At 41.1% G+C, this 25,351-nt stretch carries 25 protein-coding genes, 1 rRNA gene and 1 pseudogene (1 of these 27 only partly in view); 19 read left to right on the forward strand and 8 right to left on the reverse strand.

Features of this window, described 5'->3' with window-relative positions; genetic code table 11:
• Positions 1–65: 65 nt before the first annotated feature.
• The 4 genes from AC6HZ4_RS09895 (at position 66) to AC6HZ4_RS09910 (ending at position 4,031) form a co-directional block, all read left to right on the forward strand.
• On the forward strand, positions 66–635 hold the full coding sequence (locus tag AC6HZ4_RS09895) for a TetR/AcrR family transcriptional regulator (RefSeq protein WP_497494816.1): 570 nt from the start codon (positions 66–68) through the stop codon (positions 633–635).
• Positions 636–688: 53 nt separating this feature from the next.
• The gene (locus AC6HZ4_RS09900; RefSeq protein WP_497494817.1) at positions 689–1,624 is read left to right on the forward strand and encodes an SDR family NAD(P)-dependent oxidoreductase; all 936 of its coding nucleotides are present in this window, start codon (positions 689–691) and stop codon (positions 1,622–1,624) included.
• Positions 1,625–1,766: 142 nt separating this feature from the next.
• Positions 1,767–2,165 carry a (deoxy)nucleoside triphosphate pyrophosphohydrolase gene (locus AC6HZ4_RS09905; RefSeq protein ID WP_497494818.1) on the forward strand — a complete coding sequence of 133 codons (399 nt, stop codon included), beginning with the start codon at positions 1,767–1,769 and terminating at the stop codon, positions 2,163–2,165.
• 9 nt (positions 2,166–2,174) lie between these two features.
• On the forward strand, positions 2,175–4,031 hold the full coding sequence (locus AC6HZ4_RS09910; protein WP_497494819.1) for a PDDEXK-like family protein: 1,857 nt from the start codon (positions 2,175–2,177) through the stop codon (positions 4,029–4,031).
• A 142-nt stretch (positions 4,032–4,173) separates the two neighbouring features.
• On the opposite strand, the pseudogene AC6HZ4_RS09915 reads toward AC6HZ4_RS09910, so the two are convergent.
• Positions 4,174–4,327 (reverse strand): annotated as a pseudogene (locus AC6HZ4_RS09915) (IS5/IS1182 family transposase); the annotation flags it as partial.
• Positions 4,328–4,395: 68 nt separating this feature from the next.
• On the opposite strand from AC6HZ4_RS09915, the gene AC6HZ4_RS09920 reads away from it, so the two are divergent.
• Positions 4,396–5,157, forward strand: a complete 762-nt coding sequence (locus tag AC6HZ4_RS09920; protein ID WP_497494820.1) for an SDR family oxidoreductase — start codon at positions 4,396–4,398, stop codon at positions 5,155–5,157.
• Positions 5,158–5,333: 176 nt separating this feature from the next.
• Here the strand turns inward: AC6HZ4_RS09920 and AC6HZ4_RS09925 are convergent, their stop codons facing one another.
• The gene (locus tag AC6HZ4_RS09925; RefSeq protein WP_497494821.1) at positions 5,334–5,540 is read right to left on the reverse strand and encodes a hypothetical protein; all 207 of its coding nucleotides are present in this window, start codon (positions 5,538–5,540) and stop codon (positions 5,334–5,336) included.
• A gap of 226 nt (positions 5,541–5,766) precedes the next feature.
• Between AC6HZ4_RS09925 and AC6HZ4_RS09930 the strand changes: the two genes are divergently transcribed.
• Positions 5,767–5,958: a hypothetical protein gene (locus AC6HZ4_RS09930; protein WP_497494822.1), complete on the forward strand. Its 192-nt coding sequence runs from the start codon at positions 5,767–5,769 to the stop codon at positions 5,956–5,958.
• A gap of 433 nt (positions 5,959–6,391) precedes the next feature.
• On the opposite strand, the gene AC6HZ4_RS09935 is transcribed toward AC6HZ4_RS09930, so the two are convergent.
• The gene (locus AC6HZ4_RS09935) at positions 6,392–7,120 is read right to left on the reverse strand and encodes a polysaccharide deacetylase family protein (protein ID WP_497494823.1); all 729 of its coding nucleotides are present in this window, start codon (positions 7,118–7,120) and stop codon (positions 6,392–6,394) included.
• Between the two features lie 285 nt (positions 7,121–7,405).
• On the opposite strand from AC6HZ4_RS09935, the gene AC6HZ4_RS09940 reads away from it, so the two are divergent.
• The 8 genes from AC6HZ4_RS09940 (at position 7,406) to AC6HZ4_RS09975 (ending at position 13,896) form a co-directional block, all read left to right on the forward strand.
• Positions 7,406–7,951, forward strand: a complete 546-nt coding sequence (locus tag AC6HZ4_RS09940; protein ID WP_497494824.1) for a CBO0543 family protein — start codon at positions 7,406–7,408, stop codon at positions 7,949–7,951.
• Positions 7,952–8,154: 203 nt separating this feature from the next.
• A complete protein-coding gene (locus tag AC6HZ4_RS09945) occupies positions 8,155–8,640 on the forward strand; it encodes a MarR family winged helix-turn-helix transcriptional regulator (protein WP_497494825.1) in 486 nt (161 codons plus the stop codon).
• Positions 8,641–8,785: 145 nt separating this feature from the next.
• Positions 8,786–9,253 (forward strand): hypothetical protein, encoded by a 468-nt coding sequence (locus tag AC6HZ4_RS09950; RefSeq protein ID WP_497494826.1) that lies wholly within the window; start codon positions 8,786–8,788, stop codon positions 9,251–9,253.
• Positions 9,253–9,765 carry a hypothetical protein gene (locus AC6HZ4_RS09955; RefSeq protein ID WP_497494827.1) on the forward strand — a complete coding sequence of 171 codons (513 nt, stop codon included), beginning with the start codon at positions 9,253–9,255 and terminating at the stop codon, positions 9,763–9,765. The genes AC6HZ4_RS09950 and AC6HZ4_RS09955 overlap by 1 nt, the downstream gene beginning before the upstream one ends.
• A gap of 370 nt (positions 9,766–10,135) precedes the next feature.
• Entirely contained in the window at positions 10,136–11,953 is a 1,818-nt protein-coding gene (abc-f, locus tag AC6HZ4_RS09960) for a ribosomal protection-like ABC-F family protein (RefSeq protein ID WP_497494828.1), read from the forward strand.
• A 305-nt stretch (positions 11,954–12,258) separates the two neighbouring features.
• Positions 12,259–12,714 carry an SRPBCC family protein gene (locus AC6HZ4_RS09965; protein ID WP_497494829.1) on the forward strand — a complete coding sequence of 152 codons (456 nt, stop codon included), beginning with the start codon at positions 12,259–12,261 and terminating at the stop codon, positions 12,712–12,714.
• A gap of 50 nt (positions 12,715–12,764) precedes the next feature.
• Entirely contained in the window at positions 12,765–13,175 is a 411-nt protein-coding gene (locus AC6HZ4_RS09970) for a VOC family protein (protein ID WP_497494830.1), read from the forward strand.
• 187 nt (positions 13,176–13,362) lie between these two features.
• Positions 13,363–13,896: a DUF1697 domain-containing protein gene (locus tag AC6HZ4_RS09975; protein WP_497494831.1), complete on the forward strand. Its 534-nt coding sequence runs from the start codon at positions 13,363–13,365 to the stop codon at positions 13,894–13,896.
• Between the two features lie 640 nt (positions 13,897–14,536).
• Here the strand turns inward: AC6HZ4_RS09975 and AC6HZ4_RS09980 are convergent.
• On the reverse strand, positions 14,537–14,992 hold the full coding sequence (locus AC6HZ4_RS09980) for a hypothetical protein (protein ID WP_497494832.1): 456 nt from the start codon (positions 14,990–14,992) through the stop codon (positions 14,537–14,539).
• A gap of 7 nt (positions 14,993–14,999) precedes the next feature.
• Here AC6HZ4_RS09980 and AC6HZ4_RS09985 point away from each other — a divergent pair, with 7 nt between their 5' ends.
• Entirely contained in the window at positions 15,000–15,395 is a 396-nt protein-coding gene (locus tag AC6HZ4_RS09985; protein WP_497494833.1) for a hypothetical protein, read from the forward strand.
• Positions 15,396–15,697: 302 nt separating this feature from the next.
• Here AC6HZ4_RS09985 and AC6HZ4_RS09990 read toward each other — a convergent pair whose 3' ends face one another.
• From AC6HZ4_RS09990 to AC6HZ4_RS10000, 3 genes are all read right to left on the reverse strand, one after another.
• On the reverse strand, positions 15,698–16,921 hold the full coding sequence (locus AC6HZ4_RS09990; protein ID WP_497494834.1) for an MFS transporter: 1,224 nt from the start codon (positions 16,919–16,921) through the stop codon (positions 15,698–15,700).
• 472 nt (positions 16,922–17,393) lie between these two features.
• Positions 17,394–18,908, reverse strand: a complete 1,515-nt coding sequence (locus AC6HZ4_RS09995; protein WP_497494835.1) for a methyl-accepting chemotaxis protein — start codon at positions 18,906–18,908, stop codon at positions 17,394–17,396.
• A 181-nt stretch (positions 18,909–19,089) separates the two neighbouring features.
• A complete protein-coding gene (locus tag AC6HZ4_RS10000) occupies positions 19,090–19,854 on the reverse strand; it encodes a TatD family hydrolase (protein ID WP_497494836.1) in 765 nt (254 codons plus the stop codon).
• A 494-nt stretch (positions 19,855–20,348) separates the two neighbouring features.
• Between AC6HZ4_RS10000 and AC6HZ4_RS10005 the strand changes: the two genes are divergently transcribed.
• Both AC6HZ4_RS10005 and AC6HZ4_RS10010 read left to right on the forward strand, forming a co-directional pair.
• Positions 20,349–20,960: a hypothetical protein gene (locus tag AC6HZ4_RS10005; protein WP_497494837.1), complete on the forward strand. Its 612-nt coding sequence runs from the start codon at positions 20,349–20,351 to the stop codon at positions 20,958–20,960.
• 198 nt (positions 20,961–21,158) lie between these two features.
• Complete coding sequence (locus tag AC6HZ4_RS10010) at positions 21,159–21,359, forward strand: cold-shock protein (protein WP_497494838.1); 201 nt, start codon at positions 21,159–21,161, stop codon at positions 21,357–21,359.
• A 220-nt stretch (positions 21,360–21,579) separates the two neighbouring features.
• On the opposite strand, the gene AC6HZ4_RS10015 is transcribed toward AC6HZ4_RS10010, so the two are convergent.
• Positions 21,580–22,581, reverse strand: a complete 1,002-nt coding sequence (locus tag AC6HZ4_RS10015) for a DoxX family membrane protein (RefSeq protein ID WP_497494839.1) — start codon at positions 22,579–22,581, stop codon at positions 21,580–21,582.
• Positions 22,582–22,907: 326 nt separating this feature from the next.
• Here AC6HZ4_RS10015 and AC6HZ4_RS10020 point away from each other — a divergent pair, with 326 nt between their 5' ends.
• Together AC6HZ4_RS10020 and AC6HZ4_RS10025 are read left to right on the forward strand one after the other, a co-directional pair.
• Positions 22,908–23,951, forward strand: a complete 1,044-nt coding sequence (locus AC6HZ4_RS10020) for a site-2 protease family protein (RefSeq protein WP_497494840.1) — start codon at positions 22,908–22,910, stop codon at positions 23,949–23,951.
• A gap of 568 nt (positions 23,952–24,519) precedes the next feature.
• A 16S ribosomal RNA gene (locus AC6HZ4_RS10025) occupies positions 24,520–25,351 on the forward strand; it runs 707 nt beyond the window's last position.

The raw sequence follows: 25,351 nt of genomic DNA on the forward strand, positions 1-25,351 counted from the left end.
GTTGACGAATGGAACTTAATGGAATACAATATTTATTGAACGATGGTCAATAACAGGAGGTTTCCATGTCCCCAAGAAAATCTGTACAACAAGAACTAACACGCGAAATGATTATGGATGCAGCAAGAGATCTATTCATCCAAAACGGGTATGGGCATGTATCAATGAGGCAAATTGCAAAGAAGCTCGGCTACAGCCATGGTGCGATTTATTATCATTTTAAAAACAAGGCAGAATTATTTTATGCCATGGTACGAGAGCATTTTCATATGCTTGACAACATATTAGACCACATCATGAAGCAGGAGCTGGATCATCACGAAAAGCTAAAGCAGGTGCTGCTTGGTTTTATCGAATTTGGTCTCACGCATCAAAGCCATTATGAAATTATGTTCCTTATTAAGGATGAGGAGGTTAGAAATTTTATCAATGAAGGGCCAAATAAAAGCTATGAGGCATTTGCGAAAAATGTATATATATTATGTGACAAAAAAGCCTCGCTCCAAGACATATGGTCTATCTTTTTATCCTTACACGGCTTTGTTACCCACTATAGCCGTCATGTAGTCAGTTATGACGAGGTAAAGGATTTGGCCCGGTCGCATGTGAATTTTTTGCTCAAATCACTCATATAATTTTTTTTAAATATAATTGAACGATGGTTAATTAACTAAAGGGGGAAGCTAGAATGAAAAAAGCATTAGTGTTAGGAGCTTCAGGTGGAATGGGGTATTCGATTGTCAAGGAATTGTGTGAAAGAGGAATAGCGGTTACAGCCTTTGCGCGTACAAAAGAGAAACTAGAGAAATTGTTTGGCAAAGACCCCAATGTCACGATCGTGACCGGTGATATTTTTCGGATAGAGGATTTGCAAGCAGCTGCCCAAGGAGCGGATGTTATTTTTCAGGCAGCGAACATACCGTACGCTGAGTGGGAAGGAAAACTAGCTGCTTTCATGATGAATATTATCCATGCAGCGAAGGAACAATCGGCAAAGCTTGCTGTTGTCGACAATATCTATGCGTACGGCAGGAGCCCGGGTAAGAAGGTTAATGAAGAGACGCCGAAACAGCCTCATACGAAAAAGGGAAAGATTCGATTAAAGGTGGAAACAATAGTAAAGGAATCCGGTGTTCCAGCGCTCATTGCCCATTTCCCTGACTTTTACGGTCCAAATGCCGAAAACACCATTTTGAACTACACACTGCAAAGCGTAGTACAAAACAAAAAAGCAAGCTTTGTCGGAAATCAAAGGATTGCAAGAGAATTCATTTTTACTCCAGACGGGGCAAAGGCAATCGTCAGCTTAGCCTTGCGCGATGAAGCATACGGACATAACTGGAATATTCCTGGGGCTGGTGTTATTACAGGAGAGGAAATTGTGCAAATGCTTCGAGGGATCACGCAGTATGAGAAGCGCGTATCAACGATTACGAAAGGCATGATTCGGTTTCTTGGTTTATTTAATGCAAACATGCGCGAGGTTGTGGAAATGTTGTATTTAGCTGAAGAACCGGTTGTTCTAAGCGGAGAGAAGTACGAAAAGATGATTGGAACGCTGCCCCGTACTTCTTATGAAGAAGGATTGAGACAAACGATTGCGTATATGAAGGCACATCAGTAAGCGTGCAGCAGAAAAAGGAGAGCAGGATGTTAAATCCTGCGTCTCCTTCTTGGTTAATAAGAGTTTATTTTTTCACTCTTGTGTTTATGTTAATTAGGAAACAGCAAGCTTTTTAGACGTGCGATGAAAGGAAGGACTATATATGAAAAAAACAGTACAAGTTGTTGGAGCAGTTATCTTTAATGAAAAGGATGATATTTTATGTGCTTTGCGCTCTCCCGAAATGGACCTCCCAAACCTCTGGGAATTTCCCGGCGGCAAGATTGAAGAAGGGGAACAGCCAGAGGACTCGCTAAGCCGTGAAATCCAAGAGGAGCTGGGCTGCACAATCGAGATCTTCGAAAGATATGCAGATATTATTCATGAGTATCCGAACGTAATTGTGAATTTGATTACATATAAAGCAAAAGTTATAGATGGTACACCGACTGCAAAAGAGCATGCGGAACTTAAATGGGTGCCTGCGAAGGAATTGCTGCACCTCGAGTGGGCGCCTGCGGATATTCCGACGGTGCAGCTGTTGACGGGGGATCGGGGGTAAGGAATTAAAGTGGATTATTATTCTGCGGTTTTATCACTGTTAGATAGCTCAATTGAGTTTGAAAAGCTTCACAGTAAATTTAACCGATTCAACCCATTTAAAATTTTGCGGGTCGATCAATTTGAAATACGTCATTCCAATGTTATCTCCTGGCTGCTAGACCCAAATGGCAATCACAATTTGGGGCCATTTTTGCTCAATAAACTGTTAGCTAAAATCTTTGTGAAGACAGAGAATGAACATATAGTGAGCGAGTATAACTTACTTATGCTGCATAAAGGCTCGCTTCATGATGTAGAAGTGTTTCGTGAGGTACAAACGAAGAGTGGCAAACGAATTGATATTTTGGCCGTATCAGAAGCGCAGAACATTGTCATTTTGATTGAAAACAAGTACAAGTCAGGAGAATCGGAAGGACAGTTAAATAACTATTTAAACTTTGTTCGCGAAACATACAAAGGATACACAATTATTCCGATATTTTTAAGTTTAGACGGTTCTGTACCAAGCAATCGTGAGTATTTCATCTTAGACTATAATGATATTTTAAACATACTAAAGGCATACATAGACATCAACAGTGAATACATCTTTCAATCGGTAAAGGAATTTCTTTTACATTACATAGCTGTACTGGAGGATGAACTCGTTCGGGATGAAGAGGATATTGCGCTGGCACTGGATGTTTATAAGAAGCATAGGGATGCGGTTGATTTTCTTTACTGGAGCAACAGTGAAAAAACAGCCGGAAAAACAGCTAACCGTACTATCCTGAATATGATAGCCAGCCTAGGTACAGAGGAGAAACAAGCGATCCAAAAAATTTATAAAGCTCATGAAGAAACAATTCATTTCATATATGTTGTCGGCAATAGTGTTATAAGGGAAGCCTTTTTGGACTTTGCAGCGCAAAATGACATGGAAGAATCTTGTTACCGCGAGCATATACGAATTCCATCCTTTATTTTGCCTGAGTGGCGACAGCTGGATGACGCCTTAGGCACTCCCCAAGGGGAGTGGTGGCTGAATAATGCTTTCGTGATCTGGTTTGAAAGAATATGGAATGACAAAATTAAGCTAACTGTAGAGGTAGGACCTTTAGCGTACGAGGAGCGATTACTGCTGCTCAACACCCTGGAAGAGAATGGGGTAAAAATCAGGCTCAAGTCTAAAGAAGCAGGAGCCATGTACACGCGAATTTATACAGCAACAGAAGCAGTTCACAACTGGGCAGACAGAGAAGAGCTTCGCCGCACGATGAACAATATGTATAACAGTAATGAATTTAAAGAAATCGCGTCCGCTATATCAAAGTCGATTCAAGACATTGTACATGGTCCAGACTCTGAAGACGAGACAACTTCCAGTGATGAGGATATAGCAGGGGTTCGTGATCATGCAGGCATTTTGGCTGATGCCTTTCATCTATTCGTGAAACATCACGACATTCCTGAAGGCTGTTATCGAATTCATCCTAAATTACCATCCTTTATTATTCCGAAATTCAGGAATCTAGAGGAGCAATTCGGCGTACCGCGATGGAATTGGTGGTTCAACAACTGTGTGAGCATGTGGTTTGAACGATTAAAGGATGACCGGCTCAAGTTCACGATTGAAGTAGGTCCACTTGAAGCCCAGAAGAGGCTGGATTTCTTGATAAAACTAGAAGAGAAAGGAATTCGCATTAGCAACCAGGCGAAAAGGCCGAACGCAGCTTATACAAAGATTTATACGGATACGTGTCGTGTGTATGATTGGTCTAGTCATGCGGAGGTATTGGATGCGATGAATGGTTTGTTCCATAGGGAGGAATGCGAGGGTGTTGTGAGGGTTTTGTTGGATGTGGGTGATGGGGAGTTGGTATAAGTAAGATGTTGGGAGGAGTGTACTTAGAAGGCGGGGAAATTGCTTTCTGAGTGCACCTTTTTATATGATAGGGACATGCGGATTTAGGAGTTTATATCTTGATAGTTGCATCCATTCCTGATATCCAAAGACCATTTGTATGAGATACCATTTTGATTTTATAGCCTTTTTGACAAAGAGAGCCGCGGGCATGCGAACAGGTATCAACATTCCTTTGGTCTCGTGCATTTCAATATTTGGTATTTCTCATCAAAACTGTCATATCGATACGAATGCTCCCATACGAAGAGACAGGTTAGTTATAAAGTCCTTATTGTATGAATATTACTATACAAAACATTCCAGAAAAGCAGGAGGGGAATACGTGAATATATTGGTAACGGGGTCGACGGGAAAGCTAGGTTCAGCTTTGCTACATCAACTAAAGGGTTCTGATTATAAAGTCAAAATAACCTCGAGGCGAAAACCTGAACATACAGAACATTTTGATTGGGTGTATAGTGATATGTTTTCAGGTGAGGGACTAGAAGAAGCAGCAAAAGATGTAGATGTAATTATTCATGCTGCAACGAGTCCAATGAAACATACAGAAGCGATTGATGTATTAGGTTTCGGGAAGTTTTTAAGTAAGCTGCAGCATATCAAACATTTTATTTATCCGTCAATTGTCGGCATTGAAGATATACCTCTGAAATATTACAGGCATAAATGCGAAGCAGAAGAATTGCTAAAGAATAGTTCTGTTCCTTATACGATCGTACGTGCAACTCAGTTCCACAGCTTTGTTGAAAGTATGTTTTTATCCAAACCTTTATTTCATAGATATTTTGTTCCTGGAAACATGAAATTTCAAAGTGTAGAGGAAGGTGAATTTGCAAATCATTTAATTGATTTCATCCATTCAGGTCCTCAAGAAAAAGTTGATGACTTTGCGGGACCAGAAATTATGACATTAAGAGAAATGGCCGAGCTGAAAATGAAGATAAGTAATGAAGCAAATAAAGTTGTAAGCCTGCCTTTGCCAGGGAAGCTTTATAAAGCGTTATTAGAGGGGAAAAATACTAATTCTAATAGAAAAATAGGAAAAATAACGTTTGAAGAATTTCTAAGAAATAAGAGGGATTAAATATACATACGAACAGGAAAACTGGTCATTCCGTGATAGGTAAAGAATCCCCTTCCTCAATTATGTGAAGAGCATAGACCGACGATAGATAAGAAAAAGGCAGGAGCTCCTGCCTTTTTCTTATCTTATTCGAGTTAATGGGCTAACCGATTTTCATTATTACTAATCTAATAAGTTCATTCTTCATACTTCTTTTTTAAATATTCTAAAACCATTCTATCAAAAGCCTCGATAGCTGCCCATCTACCTTCTCTAAATTCTTGCAAAGGCACCTCTGGAAAGTGATTTGTATCATAAATATGGTATCCCTTACCTCTAATCCATTGTAACTTTAAGTGGTCATATTCTTTGATATCTTGAATAGCCCATCCTGCTTCATCCATATATCTCCATCTCCTTAAAGTTGTTTTTGTTTAAGGTTATGCAAGGTATAAGGGGAAAATAACAATTTTAAAAGCGACGCGCATAATGCCGCATTCTATTTTATAATAAAAAGGAAATAAATTTCCAATTATATCAGTTAAGGTGCGTTAGAAACTATTTGTATAAAAGAATGATTCAATCATACAATCGAAAACTAAAAACATATCCCATAAAAGGAGCGATTTCATGAGTAAAACAATTTCCTTATCACAGGCTCTCCACCATCCCTACATTCCCATTACCGGTAAACAGCAAGCTTATATCTTACTAGAACTGACAGGATCGGAGACGTCTTCATTAGAACGTTCTCCTATTAATCTTTCAATTGCTCTCGACCGAAGCGGATCCATGACCGGAAAGCGTTGCTCAAAAGGATGAGGTAAAGAATCGTACCGTCTTTATGGCTGATGATCAAGTCATCGTAGACGGAACGATAAAAGGGGACTTATATGCCGCCGGCAGGAAGATTACAGTGAACGGCACTGTCGAAGGTGACGTCATTGGTGCAGCAAGCTGCATGCTGTTGTCCGTGAGCTAGTAGGGACTATCGCCCTTTCCTTTTTCTGCTCGCCCAAATTCCATTTGTCGGCTGGTTGTTTAGTCTTGCGGCTGTGGTGCTGTTCTTCGGAGCTGCATCAAGTGCTCTTTGGGCACATCGATTCTCAACCGCCGATTGACTCTGTTGTTTCTTAAAATAAAAGGCTGCCAGCTGGCAGCCTTTTATAATAGTACAACCCTCGCAACTACCTCAAACACAGTGGTCAAAGAAGCATCACCTTGTATACGCGGCACATTTCTTTCTGCGTTCTGTCTATTTACGAATTGCCTTCGCAAACTGCTCCAGCGTCATATCATATGTAACAAAAACACGGGGCATGCGGTACAATTCATCAGGCCGTCCCGTTTCTGTGAACAGCCCTGGCTTCACCGTAACTGCAAATTTATAATAATTCTTCGTCTCAGCTATTACCCTGTCATCGAAAAAACCAAATGGATAAGAGAGAGCAATGACAGGCTTTCCAGTAATTGCTTCGAGTTTTTCCTTCGACCCTTTGAGCTCATATTCGGAGTTGGGCGTATTTCGTAAGTCTGGATGTGTAGCGGTGTGTGATTGAATGGAAAACATCTTGGAATTTGAAAGTTCCAAAAGTTCCGATCGGGACAGCCGCTGCGGCTTGTGAATAAAATCAGAAATGGCAAAGATCGTTCCTGCAGGCTGAAATGTATCATCTTTTAGCTTTTGAAACACAGCAAACGCGTTCCATAGGTTTTTGTACCCGTCATCAAATGTCACGAAAATCGGCTTTTCCACGCTGCTTACCTCCGCCCATTGTTCAAAGGTGAGAAGCGTATAGCCGTTATCCTTTAAATACTGCATTTGCTGTTCAAAGCTTTTAGGTGAGACATATAAATCCCTTATGCCGCTGCCTTTAAACTCATCAATGGAATGGTACATCAGAATGGGAATATGCTTTTGGGGAGCAGCCTCGGCGCTCGGCCCGAATGTCAATAACATAAGGACAACTATAAGTTTTCTCATCGAATCCCTCGCTTTCGTTTTAGTTTGCCATAATTTCTCCCGATGCAATCAGATTATAGCTGCTTTAGAAGCCGCGTGGATACGAAGGGAACGGTGAGATGAGGTCGGTGCTTCTTGTCTGCACGCTTCCGGCAAAAGCAGTTAGCCTATAAAGGAAAATGATATGTAAATATGCTTTCATTTATAAAGATCAGCCGGAAAATGGGTAGAAAATAATAAATAAAGGAATGACTACAATTATAAAATTTATCTACATATAGGTGTGATCCATTTATGAGCGGTAAGTTGGAGGATTTTTGGAAAGCGAGAAAGCTATATGACAAGTTTATGCAGCAAGATATTCAAGCATGGATGAGCCATGAAGTTTTAACATGGAATTGGTGGCTTCTTGTTGCTTTCTCCATTTTTCCTTGGGTTATTTTCTGGAAGGTGCTTGATAAAAAAAGAATCCTTGAAATTGCATTATTCGGAAGTCTGAGCATAATTATTACAACCTTCTTGGATGTCATAGGAAGCGATTTAAGTTTCTGGGGTTATCCAATAGATCTTCTGCCTATCGGCCCGGAAGCCATTCCTTTTGATATGTCAATCGTTCCAGTAGGTTACATGCTTTTGTATCAATACTTTAGGACTTGGAAGCAATTTAATATAGCACTAATTTGCTGGGCTTTTTTGTATTCATTTATTGGAGAACCACTATCTGTATGGCTTGGATGGGTTTTTTATATAAAATGGAAATATATCTATTCATTCGTTTATTATATAATTATTGGATTGATTATTAGAGTTGTTATTGAGAAATTCAAATTATGGATATATGAAGACTGGTGAATGTGGAGGATTTAAAAGGATTGCAAGATCAGTAATATGCTGATTGCGCAATCCTTTTTATTGTTGGGCTATTTTCCTTTAAACTTAGCAGAGCACTTAACGGCATGATTTCAAGTTGGCAAGATATAGGAATATTGTTTTCTATATTTGTACAAAATACTTGTGACTTGTAAATACAAATGAAATTGAGGGAGTTTCAAGCTATGGATACTGAATTGAAAAAACAAGCGGTTTTAACGATTCGTGCTTTGTATTTTTGTATGGTGGAGCAGTGGGCGTCTATTGATAAAGAACACGGGCTTTCTTCAGCTCAGCAGCATCTTTTGTTTATTTTATCGACACATGAAAAACCTCTAACAATTAGCGAAATCAGCAATTTAGGCTGCTGGCACTTATCAACGGTCAGCAGATTGCTGCAACCCTTGCTAAGAGAGAATTATGTTACCGTGCATAAAGGTAAAGCGAAATGGAAATATGTATCGCTTACTGATCTGGGATGGGCAAAGTTAATGAAAATTGCTGAGCAAGTTTTTCCACAAAAGGAATTTCCGTTTGATTTTACTGATATAGAACAAGAGGATGTCCAGATATTTATAGAAAAAGGCTTGAAAATGCTAAATAACTTTAAGGGTGAGACATTTGTAGACTGGGTTAAAACGTCCCACTCAAACAAATTCCAGACATCCTAAAACAATTAAGAAGTAAAAAGTATGAAGAGGAGCATATTTTATCAACTTGAAGTTTTGTTTTTACATGGAAGATTTTCATCTTTTTTATAGTATAAAACGATAAGTCAGAGAAGGGGAAAATGTGTGTATTAGCAGGAGGAAATCCATGGTATCATTGTTTCTTTCCTTATGTGTGATCGCGATAGGGGTCATTGCTGTTTCTCCCAAGCAACTTCACCTATTCGAACTTCTTTTTACATGGATGGTTATTACTTACGTGCAAGCGAATGCGTATTCCATCATCTCACTTAATGAGGAAATGCTATTAATCCCCAAACAGCTGGATAAGTATGGGATCCTTGTTCTTGGTAGTTATACGGTTGTGCCTATTCTGATCGTGGCGTGCCAAAATGTTTTGATAGCCGTTCATTCCCTGCTTACCAAAATTGGAGTCATCATAGCATGTGTCATGTGCCTCGTTGCTATTGAGTCTTGGGAGGTTGTACTTCACATATTAGAAAGAAGGAATTGGCATTTCTATCATAGTTTTTTGTTTTGGCTTTCTATGGTGCTCGTTATAACAGTTACCCGCGCGCTCTTTCATCAAATTCTGAAACAAGAGGTAGAAATCTGATGAATATGATGCCGAAACAATTCGATAGTAATGAATGGTTTATCACCATTATGTTACTAGTCGGATATATCATTATTTGGAGGCTTCCGAAAAGATTTCCCTTAACGGTAACGATTATGATAGTGTCTTTTTGTCTTTTTGTTCCGATTACCATGGACGAATTATTGGCTGCCCCTCCAAGTGATTTATATGACATGAACGATTCGCCAAAATATGAGATTACTGACGTAATCACGTGGTTTATATACGGTCCGTTCGGATATCTTTTTGTGTATTTGTATGATCGATGGCGCATTAGAGGTATTTTTATTATTATTTACATTGTTGTTTGGGCGTTGGTTTCAATTGGATTCGAATGGCTGGCTTCCTTGGCGCATGTTTTTAAATATAAGTCTTGGACAATTGGATATTCGCTTCCTATTTACATTCTTGTAGAAGGCCTAATATTGCTCTATTATCACTTCATTCTATCGCACTTTCATAAAACAAAAAAGAAGGTTGGATTGTCTTGATTTCCTTACCTCGGACTTCTACAGGGCTAAGTTTTTCAAAGCAATATTTATAAAAAGTGTTAACACCTCTTGACAGGTTCCCATATATTACCTATGATGAAGTTAAATCTATGATTGGAGGTACTTTTGCCGATATGTATTTTGTACACTTTGCTCGCTAATTTAAAGCTATACGAGACAAAGGCGCTGCCTGACGGCGGTATGTGTACAGGATAACTATGCCCATTTTTAGAATGCGGCTTATGCGGCAAAAATGCTTTCGCGATCGAACTATGTTCTTTTGCAACCCATTTTTGTGTTATTCATTTTTTCGCATATCATCACAGGCAGCTGCCTGTGATTTTTTATTTGACGAAAGCGAGGAATGCATATGCTGATTTTAAAAGCAGATGGAGTTGCAAAGGAATGGGATGGCAAACAAATTTTTGAGAACGTGCATGTTGAAATCTCACAAGGCGAACATATCGCTTTGCTTGGGAGAAACGGAACAGGAAAAACAACATTTATTCAAGCATTGCTTGGGCAAACGAATATAGATCGCGGAAGCATTCAGAGGCTGCTGCCTATTGAAGAATGGGGCTGTATGGAGCAGCATCTTCATACAGCGGAGGGAACGACATTATTGGACTTCGTATATGCAGGCATGCCGGAACTGTCTCGTATAAAAAGCGAGATGGGTATACTGGAAAAGCAGCTTGGACAGCCGGATGCTGATTTTGATTCCTATAATAGGCTCTATGAGCAATATGTGAACTTAGACGGCTACACGTGGGAGGTGCGCGTGGAGACGTATTTACAAAAAGTAAACCTATCGGAGGATTTATGGCACCTTCCTTTTCGCAGCTTAAGCGGCGGACAGAAGACGAGAGCACAGCTAGCACGGCTGGCAGCACTAGAACCAAAGCTTCTTATTCTTGATGAACCGACAAATCACCTGGACAGTGAGACAATGGATTGGCTGGAGAACTGGATTAGGCATTATACGGGTGCGGTTTTCATCGTATCACATGATCGTTATTTCTTAGACCGCGTTGCTCACGCGATTTATGAATTGACTCCTGAAGGAACGAAGCGCTATAAAGGCGGCTATACCTCCTATCGATCGCAAAAGGATTTTGAGGAAAGAGCACTTGCCGCGCAATATGAAAAGGAAGAGCGAGAACGCCGCAAGCTGGAGGAGGTAATTACAAGGTATCGAAACTGGTTTCAGCAAAGCCATAATGCTGCCAGCGAGCGCGATCCGATTGCGAAAAAGAAAGCAACAAAGCATGTGACGCGTTTTAAAGCCAAGGAAAAAGCATTAGAGAAGCTGCTAGAGCAACGCATAGAGAAGCCAAAGGAGGCGGCTAAGGTAAAGCTGAGTTTTCAGGAAAGCTCCTTTGAAGCACACTCATTAGTGCGCGTAGAAGAGCTCGCATTCTCTTATGGGGAGGAGCCGTTATTTCAACACCTTTCGTTTCATGTCCAAAAGCAGGAGCGAATCGCTGTGATTGGGCCGAATGGTGCAGGGAAAACAACGCTGCTCAAGCTGCTTGTTGGTGAATTAATACCATCCTCTGGCTCGGTTATCCATCATCCAGAGCTGAAAATCGGTTATTTTGCGCAGGAGTTAGGAAAGCTGGATGTAGAGCAAACGATTTTGGAAAGCATTTTAGAGATCCCGGACATGACACAAACGAATGCACGCACACTGCTTGGCTGCTTTCTATTTAAACGGGAGGATGTATTTAAGCGAATTGAGGACTTGAGTATGGGAGAGCGATGCCGGGTTGCTTTTGTGAAGCTGTATTTCTCGGGAGCAAATTTGCTTATACTTGATGAGCCGACAAACTATCTTGATATTGATACTCGCGAGGTAATCGAGCAGGCATTGGAACAGTATCCGGGAACAACAATTATTGTTTCCCATGATCGGTATTTGCTGCAAAAGCTTGCTACGAGGGTTCTATACATTGGTGGAGAGGAGACAAGAGTATTTCCGGGCACATATGAGGAATTTCGGAACGTTAGACTGTCTGCATCCCCTGAACAAACGGATACAATCAATCAAATTCAGCGGCTTGAACTTGAGCTAACGGTATTAGCTGTGCAGGAGGAGCCGGAAACCGCGGATATGCAAAAGGAGCTGCTTGCACGTATGCGACGTATCCGTGAAGAGCTGGCCCGTTTAAAGGAAAACTTGCAATAATACCATGTTGAAGGGACTGCTCTGATAGCTATCCATTTAAGGTTCAAAAGTTTTCAGCTTTTGAACCTTTTCTTATGCTTTTCAAATCATTATTTTTTTCATGACAAATAACCATTACAACTGACTTAAATGCTTGCTGCGTTCTTTCTATTTACGAATTGCCCCCGTAAACTTGTAATATTTCTTTGTCTCAGCTATCACCTTGTTATTGAAAAATTAATTTCATAATTGGCTTTTCCTTATCTTGACAATAAGAACACCAGTTCGTATAATGATAGTAATTACAAATGCAAAGGGGGAATGTGATGAAAAGCTGGACAGAAGAAGTACAAATCAATACGCCGATTGAACATGTGTTTTCGTACTTAGATGGTTCCTTAGAACAAATGCAAAAGCTTATGCCGCAAGTGGTAGAGAATATCCCGGTGAAAGAAACAGATTTGGTTGTAGGGAATGTGTACCGTCAGAAGTATAAGGAAGGCGAAGAAACACAAGAGTATGATGTAGAAACACTTGAATATGTAAATGCATCCACCCATAAGAAGCTAAAAGTTGGGTTTATACTTGCCAATATGTTTGATATTACGGCTACATATGAATTAGAAAAGATAGATGAAAACCATACATTGTTTAGATATACAGCTACAAACCAAGCCTTGAATGAGAATGCTGAACTGTTTTTGCAATCTGCAACAAATCAAGAGGTGGTTTCTTTTGTCAATCGGGTGAAGCATGTTGCTGAGTCAGAATATAACAGTTGAATGATGAATTTGGTGAAAAATAAAGAGAAATAACTAAAGGAGTGTTATAAATGAAACATCAAGCAACCCCATATCTTACCTTCGATGGCAACGCTAGAGAAGCATTAGAGTACTATAAAGAGGTGTTCGAGGGAGAAATTCTAAGCATTCAAACCTTTGGTGAAGCGGATTTTCCGACTCCTCCCGAAGCTGATGACAGAATCATGCATGCGCAATTCAAAAAAGACCATTTATTTATCATGATGTCCGACGCATTTTTAGGCCAGTCGATTGAAGCTGGAAATCGTATTTCATTGGCGCTTGAATTGGAAAGTGAAGAAGAAATTCAAAAGATATATGACGCCTTCAGTCAGGGCGGTTCTGTTTTAATGGAGCTGCAGGACACATTCTGGGGGGCGAAATATGCTAAAGTCAAGGATCGCTTTGATGTAATTTGGGATCTCAATTATACAAAAGCGTAAGCACATATGAAAGGAAAGGCGGCGTACAGCGCCGCTTTTTCTCTTTTCTTTATATCTATGCCCCTCTCTTACCTGCTGGGGGTGGGAAAAGTATTTTTGTTTATCTGCTAAAATGCAGGGAGCCTTCTTTTGGATCTTTACAAAGCTTGTTGCTTTGAGCATTACTTTCAGTAAAGTGAGGTTAACCATGACAATTTACATTGCCTTTTTACGTGGAATCAATGCGGGTGGGCAGAAAATAATCAAAATGGAAAAATTGAAAGGTATATTTGAATCTCTGCAATTTCAAAATGTGAAAACGTATATTCAAAGCGGTAATGTCATTTTTGAATCAACAGCAGAGAGTCGCAGTATTCTTTGTAAAATCGAAACAGAATTAGAAGATGTTCTTGGTTACAAAGTCACTTCCATCATTCGAACAGCTAGTGAGCTTGAAGAGGCCATAAAGCAAAATCCTTTTAGTGCAAACGAGGATTTTGAAAAACAGTATGTGACGTTTTTAGATAGGGAACCAACTATTGAAGCGACAGAGAGACTTAGGTCGTATAAAAATGATGTTGATGATTTTCGCTTTATAAATCGTGAAGTTTTTTTGCTGTGCGGTAAAGGTTATGGGAGAACAAGATTTTCTAATCATTTTCTAGAAAGTAAACTGGATGTTCTGGCTACAACACGTAACTGGAAAACAGTAAATAATATTCTAAGCATGATTAGAGGCTGACTAACAAGCCTTCAAGGGAATCTGACGGCTTGCTGAGATAAGCAGATAACGAACGTATGGTATATTTGAAAAGAAATAAAAATACATTTTGATATAAGGATCCTTTATTTTAAATAAATGGTTGTCAGGTTAACAACTTCTAAGAGAGTAAAATGCAATGACATATGTATGTTGCTTGGAGAGCAACGAAGTAGTTAATGCATCGGATTGTGGTTCCGATTTCAATCAATCGCCCCTTGTGCAGTCCGCATATATCATTTGAGATTGTTAAAACATACGTCAATCTTTTTGGTAATGATGTTAGAGAACGGTATAAAGAGTTTTCCTTAATAAATTAAGATAATATTTCGAATGCTCGGCTAAAACGGCCGGGCTTTTTGTTTTATATTGTTACTATGCACCGCTCGTCCCTGTCAGCCATTCTTACAATACGACACATGCACCAACAAAATGCTCACATCCATCGACGACGTAGGCGATATAACGCAGATTATCGGAAGTTGAAAGGCCGCTTGAAAAATGATATCGTCCCTGTTTTGTATGTATTTTCAGTAGAAATCGTACATCCGGTACAAAGCATGCATAGAATACATAAGCATCATAAAATGCAAGGGATGATTAATATGAAAAACAGAAAATGTCATGACATATGTAGGTGTCCAATCGCATTTCCAGCAACATTTCCAACACCTCTCTGCAGCCCGGTAATCACACTGCTAAATCCACCTGCCATAGTATGTTCAAGTGAAATTACAGGTACAGTAGCTTGTAATGGAGTAACCCCAAGAGAAGGTGCGGTAGTCCTATTCAGCAGTTCTGATCCTGCAGTTAGTTTTACACCCAGCCATGACGTAACAGATGCTGGAGGTAATTTTTCGACTACAGTGAATGTAACATCGTGTACGCCCCCTACCCCTGTAACGATAACTGTAACGGCTATAGCCGGTAGTGAATCAGTTACAACATCCAGAACCATAACGGTGAGTTGCGGCAATTTACAAACGTTTTCTAATCCAGCACCAATTGTTATCCCGGATTCAGGAACGGCCGCACCATATCCGTCAGTTATTAATGTCGCAGGCGTGCCTGGCACCATTACTCAGGTGACAGTAACACTAAATAATATAAGCCATACCTTCCCGGATGATATTGATATTTTGCTTGTCGGACCACTAGGGCAGAGCGTTATTCTTATGTCAGATGCAGGTGACGGTAATGCTATCAATAATGTTACATTAACATTTAACGACTTTGCGCTATCTCCATTGCCGGACGAAGGTCAAATCGTTTCTGGTACGTTCCAGCCGAGTAACTATGGAGGTGGCGATCTCTTCCCTGCACCAGCACCACCACCGCCATACGGATCAAGCTTAAGCGTTTTCAATGGAACAAATCCAAATGGTGCATGGAGACTTTTTGTATTTGATGATGCAGGTCGTGACGTCGGTTCTATCGCCGGAGGATGGAGACTGAACATTATTACTAACGCTTGTCCTTAAATGTTTTGAAGTATTTTTTGATTGAGCAATGTTATTTATATTTCTATTTGATGTCTAAATAGAAAGTTTGGGACCTTCAGCTAAAGCTGAAGGTTTTTTGCGAATAAGAAGGGGGGATTTTATAAGCGAGGAAACGGTAACATATAAATTTTACAGGTAATGTTGTATATTATGACATTTCTTTCGGGCATTGTCCAAGCTCTCCTAGATGGCGCCCGTCCCCAGAAAAATACGCCACGCAAAAGGAGCTTTTTGCGTGGCGTGTTTTTTCGTAGGAGCAAGGGCGGACCATGCCGGCCTCTTTATGCTCCCTTTTGCAATACCACTGTTTGCCGCATTGTATGCTGAATGACAAAAGCGGCTCCAAGCAGGAATGCAAATAATGTAATATATAATGCGTCATCCCCGCCGAGATGGTACAAGGTTGTACCGAAGAGCGGGCCAATGGCGGCACCGGTGAAGCGGACGAAGTTGTAGACGCCCATTGCTGTTCCTTTTTCTTTGAGGAACAGGTTCACAAGCGAGGTCGATTGCGACGGCAGGCTTGTGCCGAGCAAAATGCCGTAGCCGAGCAAAAATACGATAAGCACAGGGATTGTCAGGAGTCTCCAATGCAGGAATGCCCAAAAGAGAGCGACAACAAGCCCGATTCCATAAGAGGAATAGATTAAAATGGCTGCATGCGTTAAACGTGCCTGCAGGCGTCCGCCAAGCATTGTGCCAAGTACAATACCTGCGGTAAGCGGCATGAAGAACAAACCTTTTACTGCGAGTGAGACTTGAAACAATTCGTCTAATAAGCTAGGCAAGAATACGAGAAAAATGTAATATCCATAAAACTGTACGAAGGCGAGCAGCATGACTGCGGAAGCAGCTCTGTTTGAGATAATATCAAGAAAGGTCCGCACTGTAATTTTTTTGCTTACCGCATCGGGCGGCAAGGTTTCAGGCAGCATAGAGCGGTTGTATAAATAAGCAAATAGGGCAGCAGCTGCTAATAGAGCAAAGGCTGTATGCCAATCCGCATAGGCGGAAATGAAGCTGCCGATGACTGGGCCGAGCACGGGCCCTAGAAAGACCATCGTTTGATAAATGCTCATTGCTTTGCCGCGTTCATGAGGTGCGTAGATGTCGCCGATGACAGCCGCTGCTACGACTGAGCCGGTTGTGATGCCGAATGCCTGCATGGCTCTTCCGAAAAGAAATAAATAGTAATTCGATGACAGAAAGCAAATGAGTGAGCCGACCATAAAGATAAGCAGACCGGGCAGCAGTGTGGCTTTTCGTCCGCGCGTATCTGTTAGAGGGCCGACGAAAAATTGATTGGCAGCTAAGATGAACGTATAGAGGGAAATTGTAAGGTTGACCATAAATTGGTTTGCCCCATAAAAATGTCCGACTTCTGGAAGGCTGGGGGTATAAATTGTTTGCGTAAACGGCCCTAAAAAGGCAGCGATGGATAAACCGAGCAAGATCTTTCGATTTCGTGATTCCATTTTTACATTGACATCTCCATTCTTCTCCATTATGAAACCCGATGAGCACGTTATTAATTATAGCAAAGGATTTTAGAAGATTCCTTTGAAATGCTTAACTTTATGAAATTTATTAAAAAATAGATGAGAACATTCCTTTCTTCGACCGAACGGAGTTCTTAGGAATCAGAATCCCCCGCCTCGAGGAGCATCAGCGAGCCGGTGGCGGGTAGTTCAAATTCGCTGCTGTTGTATAAAAGAGACTTTCTTAAGGTTTTACATTCATGGCTCAATCATCCTTTGTGTTCTAGAGGCAATTTTTTAAATGTATGATTTGGAAATATTCTCATGCAAAATAGCCATGCAGAACTTGTCTGCATGGCTATTTTGCTTTTCTTATGGAAAGAGAACATATTTTTGCTGAAAGTGCAAAATATGACAAATTTCGCAAAGGGACTGCAAAAAGACCTTGGATGCTCATTTGCAGCTATACTGAATAGACGTGATTTTTCTAGAGAGCCCCCTATTGTTTTGTGATGGTTTCTAGTTCTTTAGAAACATTATTCAACTCTTCGACAATTTTCGCAATGACGCTAACAGAGCTTACTTGTTCGCTGTTTGCGGCAACAATGTCAGCAGACATTCCTTCGAAATGAGATGCGATTTTTTCAATCTCTTGAATGGAGGCAAGGATTTCATTAGATTTTTGTGATAGCTGCGTCACAGATTGTGTCATATGGAGATTTTCAGCAGCAGCTCCTTTTGTTGCGGTGAGAATGCTTGTGAAGGATGTACCGGCTTGATGGATGACTTCCATTCCGCGCTCTGCTTCACGCAGGCCATGTTCTGCAGATTGAACTGCACCTTGCGTTCTCGTCTGAACCTCTTTTACGAGAGAAGTAATTTGGCGTGCCGCTGTTGCTGATTCCTCCGCCAGCTTTCGTACTTCATCGGCAACAACAGCAAAGCCTCGTCCTTGTTCTCCTGCACGTGCCGCTTCAATAGAAGCGTTTAGTGCCAGCATGTTTGTTTGCTCTGCAATTTGCGTAATGAAGGAAACTGTTTGTTCGATTTGCTTCGATTGTGCTTCTAAATCGTGCACCTTTTCTGTTACATCCCGTACGGAACCTTGAATGCGTCTCATCTGTTCTACCGCATGACTAACAGCTTCTTGACCTTCTTCTGCCTTCACGCTGGATTCCTGAGAGATTCGATTCACAAGTACAGATACTTCATTTACCTTTTGAATGCCAGTTACCATCCCTTGAACGATGCTTGCACCTTGTCCGGAAGCACGTACTTGTTTTTGTGTCTGCGAGGTGATTTCATTAATCGCATTAAATACGCTCTCTGTGGAATGAGTAGTACGATACACCTGCTCCTGAAGCTGGTCTGCAGCTCCCATAATCTGCTTTGAAGCATCTTCTAGCTTATTATATAGGTTTTCCAAAGTGTCTCTTTGTCCTTGTGTTTCTTTTTCGATAGGTGCCATGTGCTTATTTTTCGCTGTAATTTGCCAAGAGGTCATACTTGATGTGAATACTAAGTACAATACATGAAGCAGCAGCATGGCGAATGTGTAGTCCTTCACGCCGAACACAGCCGGTGTCAGGGCAGGAATGATATAGCCCAGCACATACTGTAACGCGAATATAATCGTCATGAGTAAAATAAGCCGAACCTTTTCATAAAAAGAGATAATAGCAACCGCCGCAAAGATAGAGAAGTGATACACTGTCATACCTTGGCCTGCAGCAATCATTGCCATGCTTATGAACGTGAAAAGCAATGTATTGATCACCGTAACGGCATCAGCTTGTTTGGTATTTCGGTTTAACAGCATACCGAGCAGCAAAAGGAGTGCTGCGCAAGCGAATAAAAAGAAGAAATAGCCTGACTTTACTTTTGTGTGCATGCTATGGTCATCCGTCATGACAGCCATGATGCCGGTTTCATGCAACACATAAATCATACATGATAAGACGATGCCTATCATGCCAAAACGGAGCATCATTTTGTTTTTTAGTTGAAGCATCATTTTTTTGTCACCTCAATTTATAATATAACAATAAATTAGTAGAATAAAAAGAATTCAAATACTCCCAATTTTGCAAATCCATGTATAGATAAACGAGAAGTTGCAACATACCTGATTCAATTTATTATTTTCTGACAGAAGCCCCTGCTTCAAGCTCGTTACGGGCTTGAAGCGGGGGAGTTCAATAATCTTTATACAAAGCTAATATGTTTTGTTTCATTTGCTTTTGAACAACTGCCATTTCTTTTTCCTTTACTTCTGCGATTTTTTTTATGACATCATGTACAAAGAGGGGAGAGGTTGGTTTATTTTGAAAAGGTCCGGCAAACGGCCATGGACCATCCGTCTCTGCTAACAGCTGCTGCAGCGGAATCTGGCGAATGAGCTCTTGGTCACGTTCTCGATAGCAGGCCTCAGGTGTGACGGAAATGTAATACCCGCTGTCTGTAATTTGTTTTACAACAGACGGCGCCGCTTTGAGCCAATGAAAATGTGCTTTGGTAATATGATGCTCGGTTAATAAATCGTAGGCAATTGGCGTATGTGAGTGGACAGCATGCAGGACGATCGGCAGGTTTTCTCTCTTGGAAATACACATCATTTCATTGAGAAATGCAATATAATTTTCTAGAGAGGCATGCTTCTGCTGGCGAAGCGTATAGTATGGCAGTCCTACCTCGCCAATTGCTGAAATGAGACGGCGTTCCTGGCGCAGCAGGTTCTCCCATTCGGTTATATCGCGGGAGGAGGGGAGCGGTTGCTCTGGATGAAATCCGATTGCCGCAAAAATAAAGTCAGGATATCGTTGCTTAAGCGAAAGGGTTTCGTAGCTAGATCGTAAATCGGTTGAGACAGCCGTTACACCTTCAATGCCAGCTTGCTGCCACCGTTCTATCCGGCGGTCGATGTCCTTGTATTGGTCTAAATGGATATGGGCATCAAACATAGGTGAGCCTCCAATATTTTTTTAAGTATACATATAATAGCAAAGAGCGAAGCCCTCGTCATTTGAGAACTTCGCTCCTTGTACATTTTATCGTCTATATCTGCAAAGTATGGCAGATTCGTATTAGAACACATTTGGCATGAGAACAGGATGCCCCATGCACCTAGTACCAGCCCCGCCTACGCTGTGTACTGTTGACGGCCACCTGTGCCGCCCCACCCAATTACAAGAATAACAGAAAACGCTTACAATGTCAAATAATAACATAAGAGATTATGAGATATGTGTAAAAGGGAGATGCACTGTAGGGAAATCTCAATTTCTCCATATTATAAAAAGAAGTTCGATGGGATGTACCCATGAATAATGGAGGTACTGAACCTTACTTGGATTACTAGCAAGGAGTTTTTCTAAGCATGTATCTTGAATGTTCTCTCTCGTCACAACATACAGATACAGTAATTATGATTTTATGTGCGAACGGAGGGAGAACAATGGAGAAGGATTTTTTAAACATTTGGATGGAGTTTGATGAAAAGCGGCGTAAACGGGAGGAAGAGCCGCCGATTCGGCAAGGAGAGGAACTGGAGGAGCTCGTTCAGATGCGAGCATCTCATATCAATGACTTGATTCATGCTTTATCCGAAAATTATGAAGTCTTACTAGCGATTACGAATGTTCTTGAGGATGCAAGGCGTTTCTGCACAGGCGAAAGTGAAATGTATCCGTTTATGGCTTATATGCAGGAGCTGGTAGAACAAACGCCGAGTTTCACGCCGACCTTCTATCCGCTTGTCAATCAGGCGCGGTCACTGCTCATCCAAAAGGCGGATGTTACGCTTCTGCGATGTGTCAAGCAGACAATGGATTTAGAAAAGTCGGCAATTGAGCTTGGGGATAAGGCTCTCAATTATATCGGTTTGTTTGAACAGCTCGTGCTCGAAGGAGATGATACAGCCGTACTAGCATTTGTCGGGGATACATGCCGCTTGTACTTTGAGATGAAGGATATGAACGAGACGCTGCTTCATTGTGCAAAAAGGTATGAGGAATTAAATCGTATTTACATGACGAATAAGGTCATCGATTATAATCGTTATCGGTAAAGAAGTACAAATCTCATCGTTTCATGTGAAACGCAGGAAGAAGCCGCGGTTTGCAGCGGTGCAGCACAGACGGAACATTTGGATTCATAAAAATAAAATATCAACACACAGGTTTAAAAAATCCTCTACATAGACATAATAAACATGCAAGGTTAAATTGCAATTTTATGTATTTGGTACATGCTGGGAGGCAACAAAATGGAACAAGGTAAAGTAAAATGGTTTAACAGTGAAAAAGGCTTTGGATTTATTGAGCGTGAAGGCGGAGAGGATGTATTCGTTCATTTCTCTGCTATTCAAGGCGAGGGCTACAAGACATTAGACGAGGGTCAAGAGGTTACATTTGAAATTGAAAATGGCCAACGTGGTCCGCAAGCGACAAACGTGCGTAAATTATAATGAATGAAGCCATAAACAGATCTGCATTGTGCGGATCTGTTTTTTATTTGTAATGAACGTACATAAAAACCCTGCTTATGAACAGAGCAGGGTTTAATATGTTAGAAAGCAAAATGGTTTATTTTTAGTATGGGATAATTTTGGGGAATGCATACCTGTTGTTTCAGTCGTTACTACAACACCTTGTTTAGAATTAGATGATACATATTTTGCACATTTCTTACGCAAAACGGTAATACACAAGTAAGAATGTTGCCAGTACGAAAATGAAGTTTAAGAACACAAAAATCATTTGATCTGTCTTTGTTTTATGCATGCTTACAGGCGGATGGTAAAAGGAAACCCCTTCAATGATAAAGATAATTAACAGGACGTGAATCATCAGATGACCCACAACTTCCAGCCAGCCAAATACGGTAGTTGTGAGAATGAAAAGGCCGGTTAACACAAGTGCGAGCAGTCTATTCAAGATCCCTACAACTAATAAGTATCCGACTACAAACTCAATGAAAGCAGAAAGTACAACAAATGTTGCAGGGGCAAATCCAAATGTAGGAACGTGATGGTTGCTGATAATATCTACACTCATTGCAGGATATACCCATTTTTCTACTGCAACCCAGCATAGGGATAAACCGGTACCAAGATATAAAAATGGCATAATTGTCTGAGAATATTTTGTTTTTTCTAGCAAAAGAACAACAAAGATCGCAACATAAAATCCATAATCAAGCATATGGAATATTCCATATTTCACTACAGAGTGACCGAATAATACAAGCAGTATAAGGGAAGCAGCTTTTGTTGCGATATGATTTGGAATGAAAAGAAGAGCAATGGCCGCCCACACGGCAATGATAATGATTTCTTCTCCTTCTAAATGAAATTCTGGAGCGAACAGCGCCCCGTTTAGCACCTGAACAACGAGGGAAATGGCTGTACCGTATTTTAAAATCGTTCTGGAGTATTTACGGAATTCATCTAGCCTTGTATCTATCTTCTTTGCAAATGTAAGCTCCATAAGCTTTGGCAGGATTTGTGTCAAAATCGCCAAAATGACAGCAACACCGACCGTGACCGCTAGAAAGAGCGGAGATAGAATTCCTTCGATGCTTTCTTTTTGGGGTGCTAATTTTGTGAACCATTTCACATGAGAGGCAGAAAAAATAGGTGTTAAAATCACTCCAAATAATATGAAAATGGCTAAGAGCCTTTTATACATGTTTGTTACGTCCTTTCTTCGGAGTAAGTAATATTTACACTATTACTATACTATTAAATCTGACTTATTTAATAAAAGCATGATGAACATTTTATGAATTTTCCTAATAACGCTTTATAGCGTTATATAAGATTGTGCTTACTTTTTATAATGCTTAGGATATGCCGCAAACAGCGAATGAAACTTACCAATGGCATAGTACATAATTTTATCTTTCATTGTAGAAAGTGTATTTAAAAATATTAGAAATATACATGGTGTAGCTTGAATGAAGTGATAAATCTCGCTACGATAGTACTAAAGCATAAACAAAGCAGGTGAATAGTATGAGGAAACGAAATGGAAATACGTCAAAATTCCTTGGTATGCTGCTCGGGATTGGCGCGTTGGCACTGGGAAAGTTGAAATATGTTCTCGTTTTACTGAAAATATTTAAGTTTTCTACATTGTTTAGTATGTTCCTTAGCATTGGAGCTTATGCCATCATTTATGGATGGAAGTTTGCGGTGGCGCTCGTCGCATTGCTGGCTATACATGAAGGCGGCCATGGCGTGGCAGCAAGGATGAAGGGGATTCCGACAAGTCCAACCTTATTCATTCCGTTTATGGGAGCCGTTGTTGGACTCAAGGAGCAGCCAAAGGACGCGAAAACAGAGAGCTTTATCGGGTATATGGGTCCATTGTTTGGATTGCTATCTGTTTTGGTTGCCGCTGCGTTGTACCTGGTGACGAAAAATCCGTTTTGGGCACTTGTGATCACAGTGGGTGGTTTAATTAATTTGTTTAATCTTATGCCTGTCTCGCCGCTTGATGGCGGGCGTATTCTTGCCGTTGTAAGTCCGCGTGTTTGGCTCATTGGACTAGCTGGTCTCATTTTCGCAGCAGTTTCCTTTGGCGGTGTATTAGTTTGGATTATTGTCTTGTTTGGCATCGGTACCATTTGGAGCCGCTTCAAGCAAGAACGCCGTATTAAAGAATTAAGCACAAGAATCCACATATATGATACATGGCGAAAAAAGCTGGAGGAGCAAGGTGGATACGCAGCGCTCGTACACCGATTGAACGAGCTGGAGCACAACTCTTCTCTGTCGAAAAAAGAAACGTGGGAGCATGAGGTATTGTCTCACATGCAGTATTACACTGAGCTGCAAACAACAGAAGAAGGCTGGGCGCGAACGCTGGACGAGCTGGAGGCAGGAAAAGAAATTCAACGCTGGCGGGATGAGATGGAACCAATCGTCCGTTACTATGAAGCATCGCCTGTGACAAAGTGGAAAGTTGTCATTGCGTATGTATTGCTTGCGGCAGCGCTTGGCGGTATGACAGAATGGGGACGTATTTTAATGGAAGCTCACCAAATGAACCTGTAAATTTGACGATTTGATTTGTCTTGTTTCTTTAGTCTTTTTTATTATGAAAGAACACCTCTTCTTACAAGTAGTGAAATTTCACTACAGAAAAAGCCGAGGTGTTTTTTCGTTGTAATTTAAGAAGGTATAAATGTCAAGTTAGCGAGTTTTCTTTATGCGCACACAGCTTGACTATTGTATCTCGAACTGTATTGAATGAAACTCGGCATAGGAGCTGCTTTGTTGGTTATAAATTATTTTCCGGTAATTCCCTGTATAATAAGTATTGCAAGTTTATTGTAAGACATGATATATTATCTTTCCGCCGCTGATAACGAAGCGAATGGCGGTGAATGCAATACATCATTTTATTATTTATAAAAAGGATGTTGACGAGATAGTCACATCGTGATATATTGTGAATCCGCATTAAACAGATGTTGTTTGTGCGAATGAAATAAAAAAACATGGTTGACATGAAGAAGTTGAGATGTTATATTAAGAAGGTCGCCTTGAGCGATAAATAGTTCTTTGAAAACTGAACAAAACACAAAACGTCAATTTTTATTTATGAAGCTAGACAAACACTTTTATGGAGAGTTTGATCCTGGCTCAGGATGAACGCTGGCGGCGTGCCTAATACATGCAAGTCGAGCGAGGTTCTTCGGAACCTAGCGGCGGACGGGTGAGTAACACGTGGGTAACCTGCCTGTAAGACTGGGATAACTTCGGGAAACCGAAGCTAATACCGGATACTTTTTCGCATCGCATGATGTGAAATGGAAAGGCGGCTTTGGCTGTCGCTTACAGATGGACCCGCGGCGCATTAGCTAGTTGGTGAGGTAACGGCTCACCAAGGCGACGATGCGTAGCCGACCTGAGAGGGTGATCGGCCACACTGGGACTGAGACACGGCCCAGACTCCTACGGGAGGCAGCAGTAGGGAATCTTCGGCAATGGGCGAAAGCCTGACCGAGCAACGCCGCGTGAGCGATGAAGGCCTTCGGGTCGTAAAGCTCTGTTGTTAAGGAAGAACAAGTGCGAGAGTAACTGCTCGTACCTTGACGGTACTTAACGAGAAAGCCACGGCTAACTACGTGCCAGCAGCCGCGGTAATACGTAGGTGGCGAGCGTTATCCGGAATTATTGGGCGTAAAGCGCGCGCAGGCGGTTTCTTAAGTCTGATGTGAAAGCCCACGGCTCAACCGTGGAGGGTCATTGGAAACTGGGAAACTTGAGTGCAGAAGAGGAAAGCGGAATTCCACGTGTAGCGGTGAAATGCGTAGAGATGTGGAGGAACACCAGTGGCGAAGGCGGCTTTCTGGTCTGTAACTGACGCTGAGGCGCGAAAGCGTGGGGAGCAAACAGGATTAGATACCCTGGTAGTCCACGCCGTAAACGATGAGTGCTAAGTGTTAGAG

The organism is Ectobacillus sp. OTK (assembly GCF_059698935.1).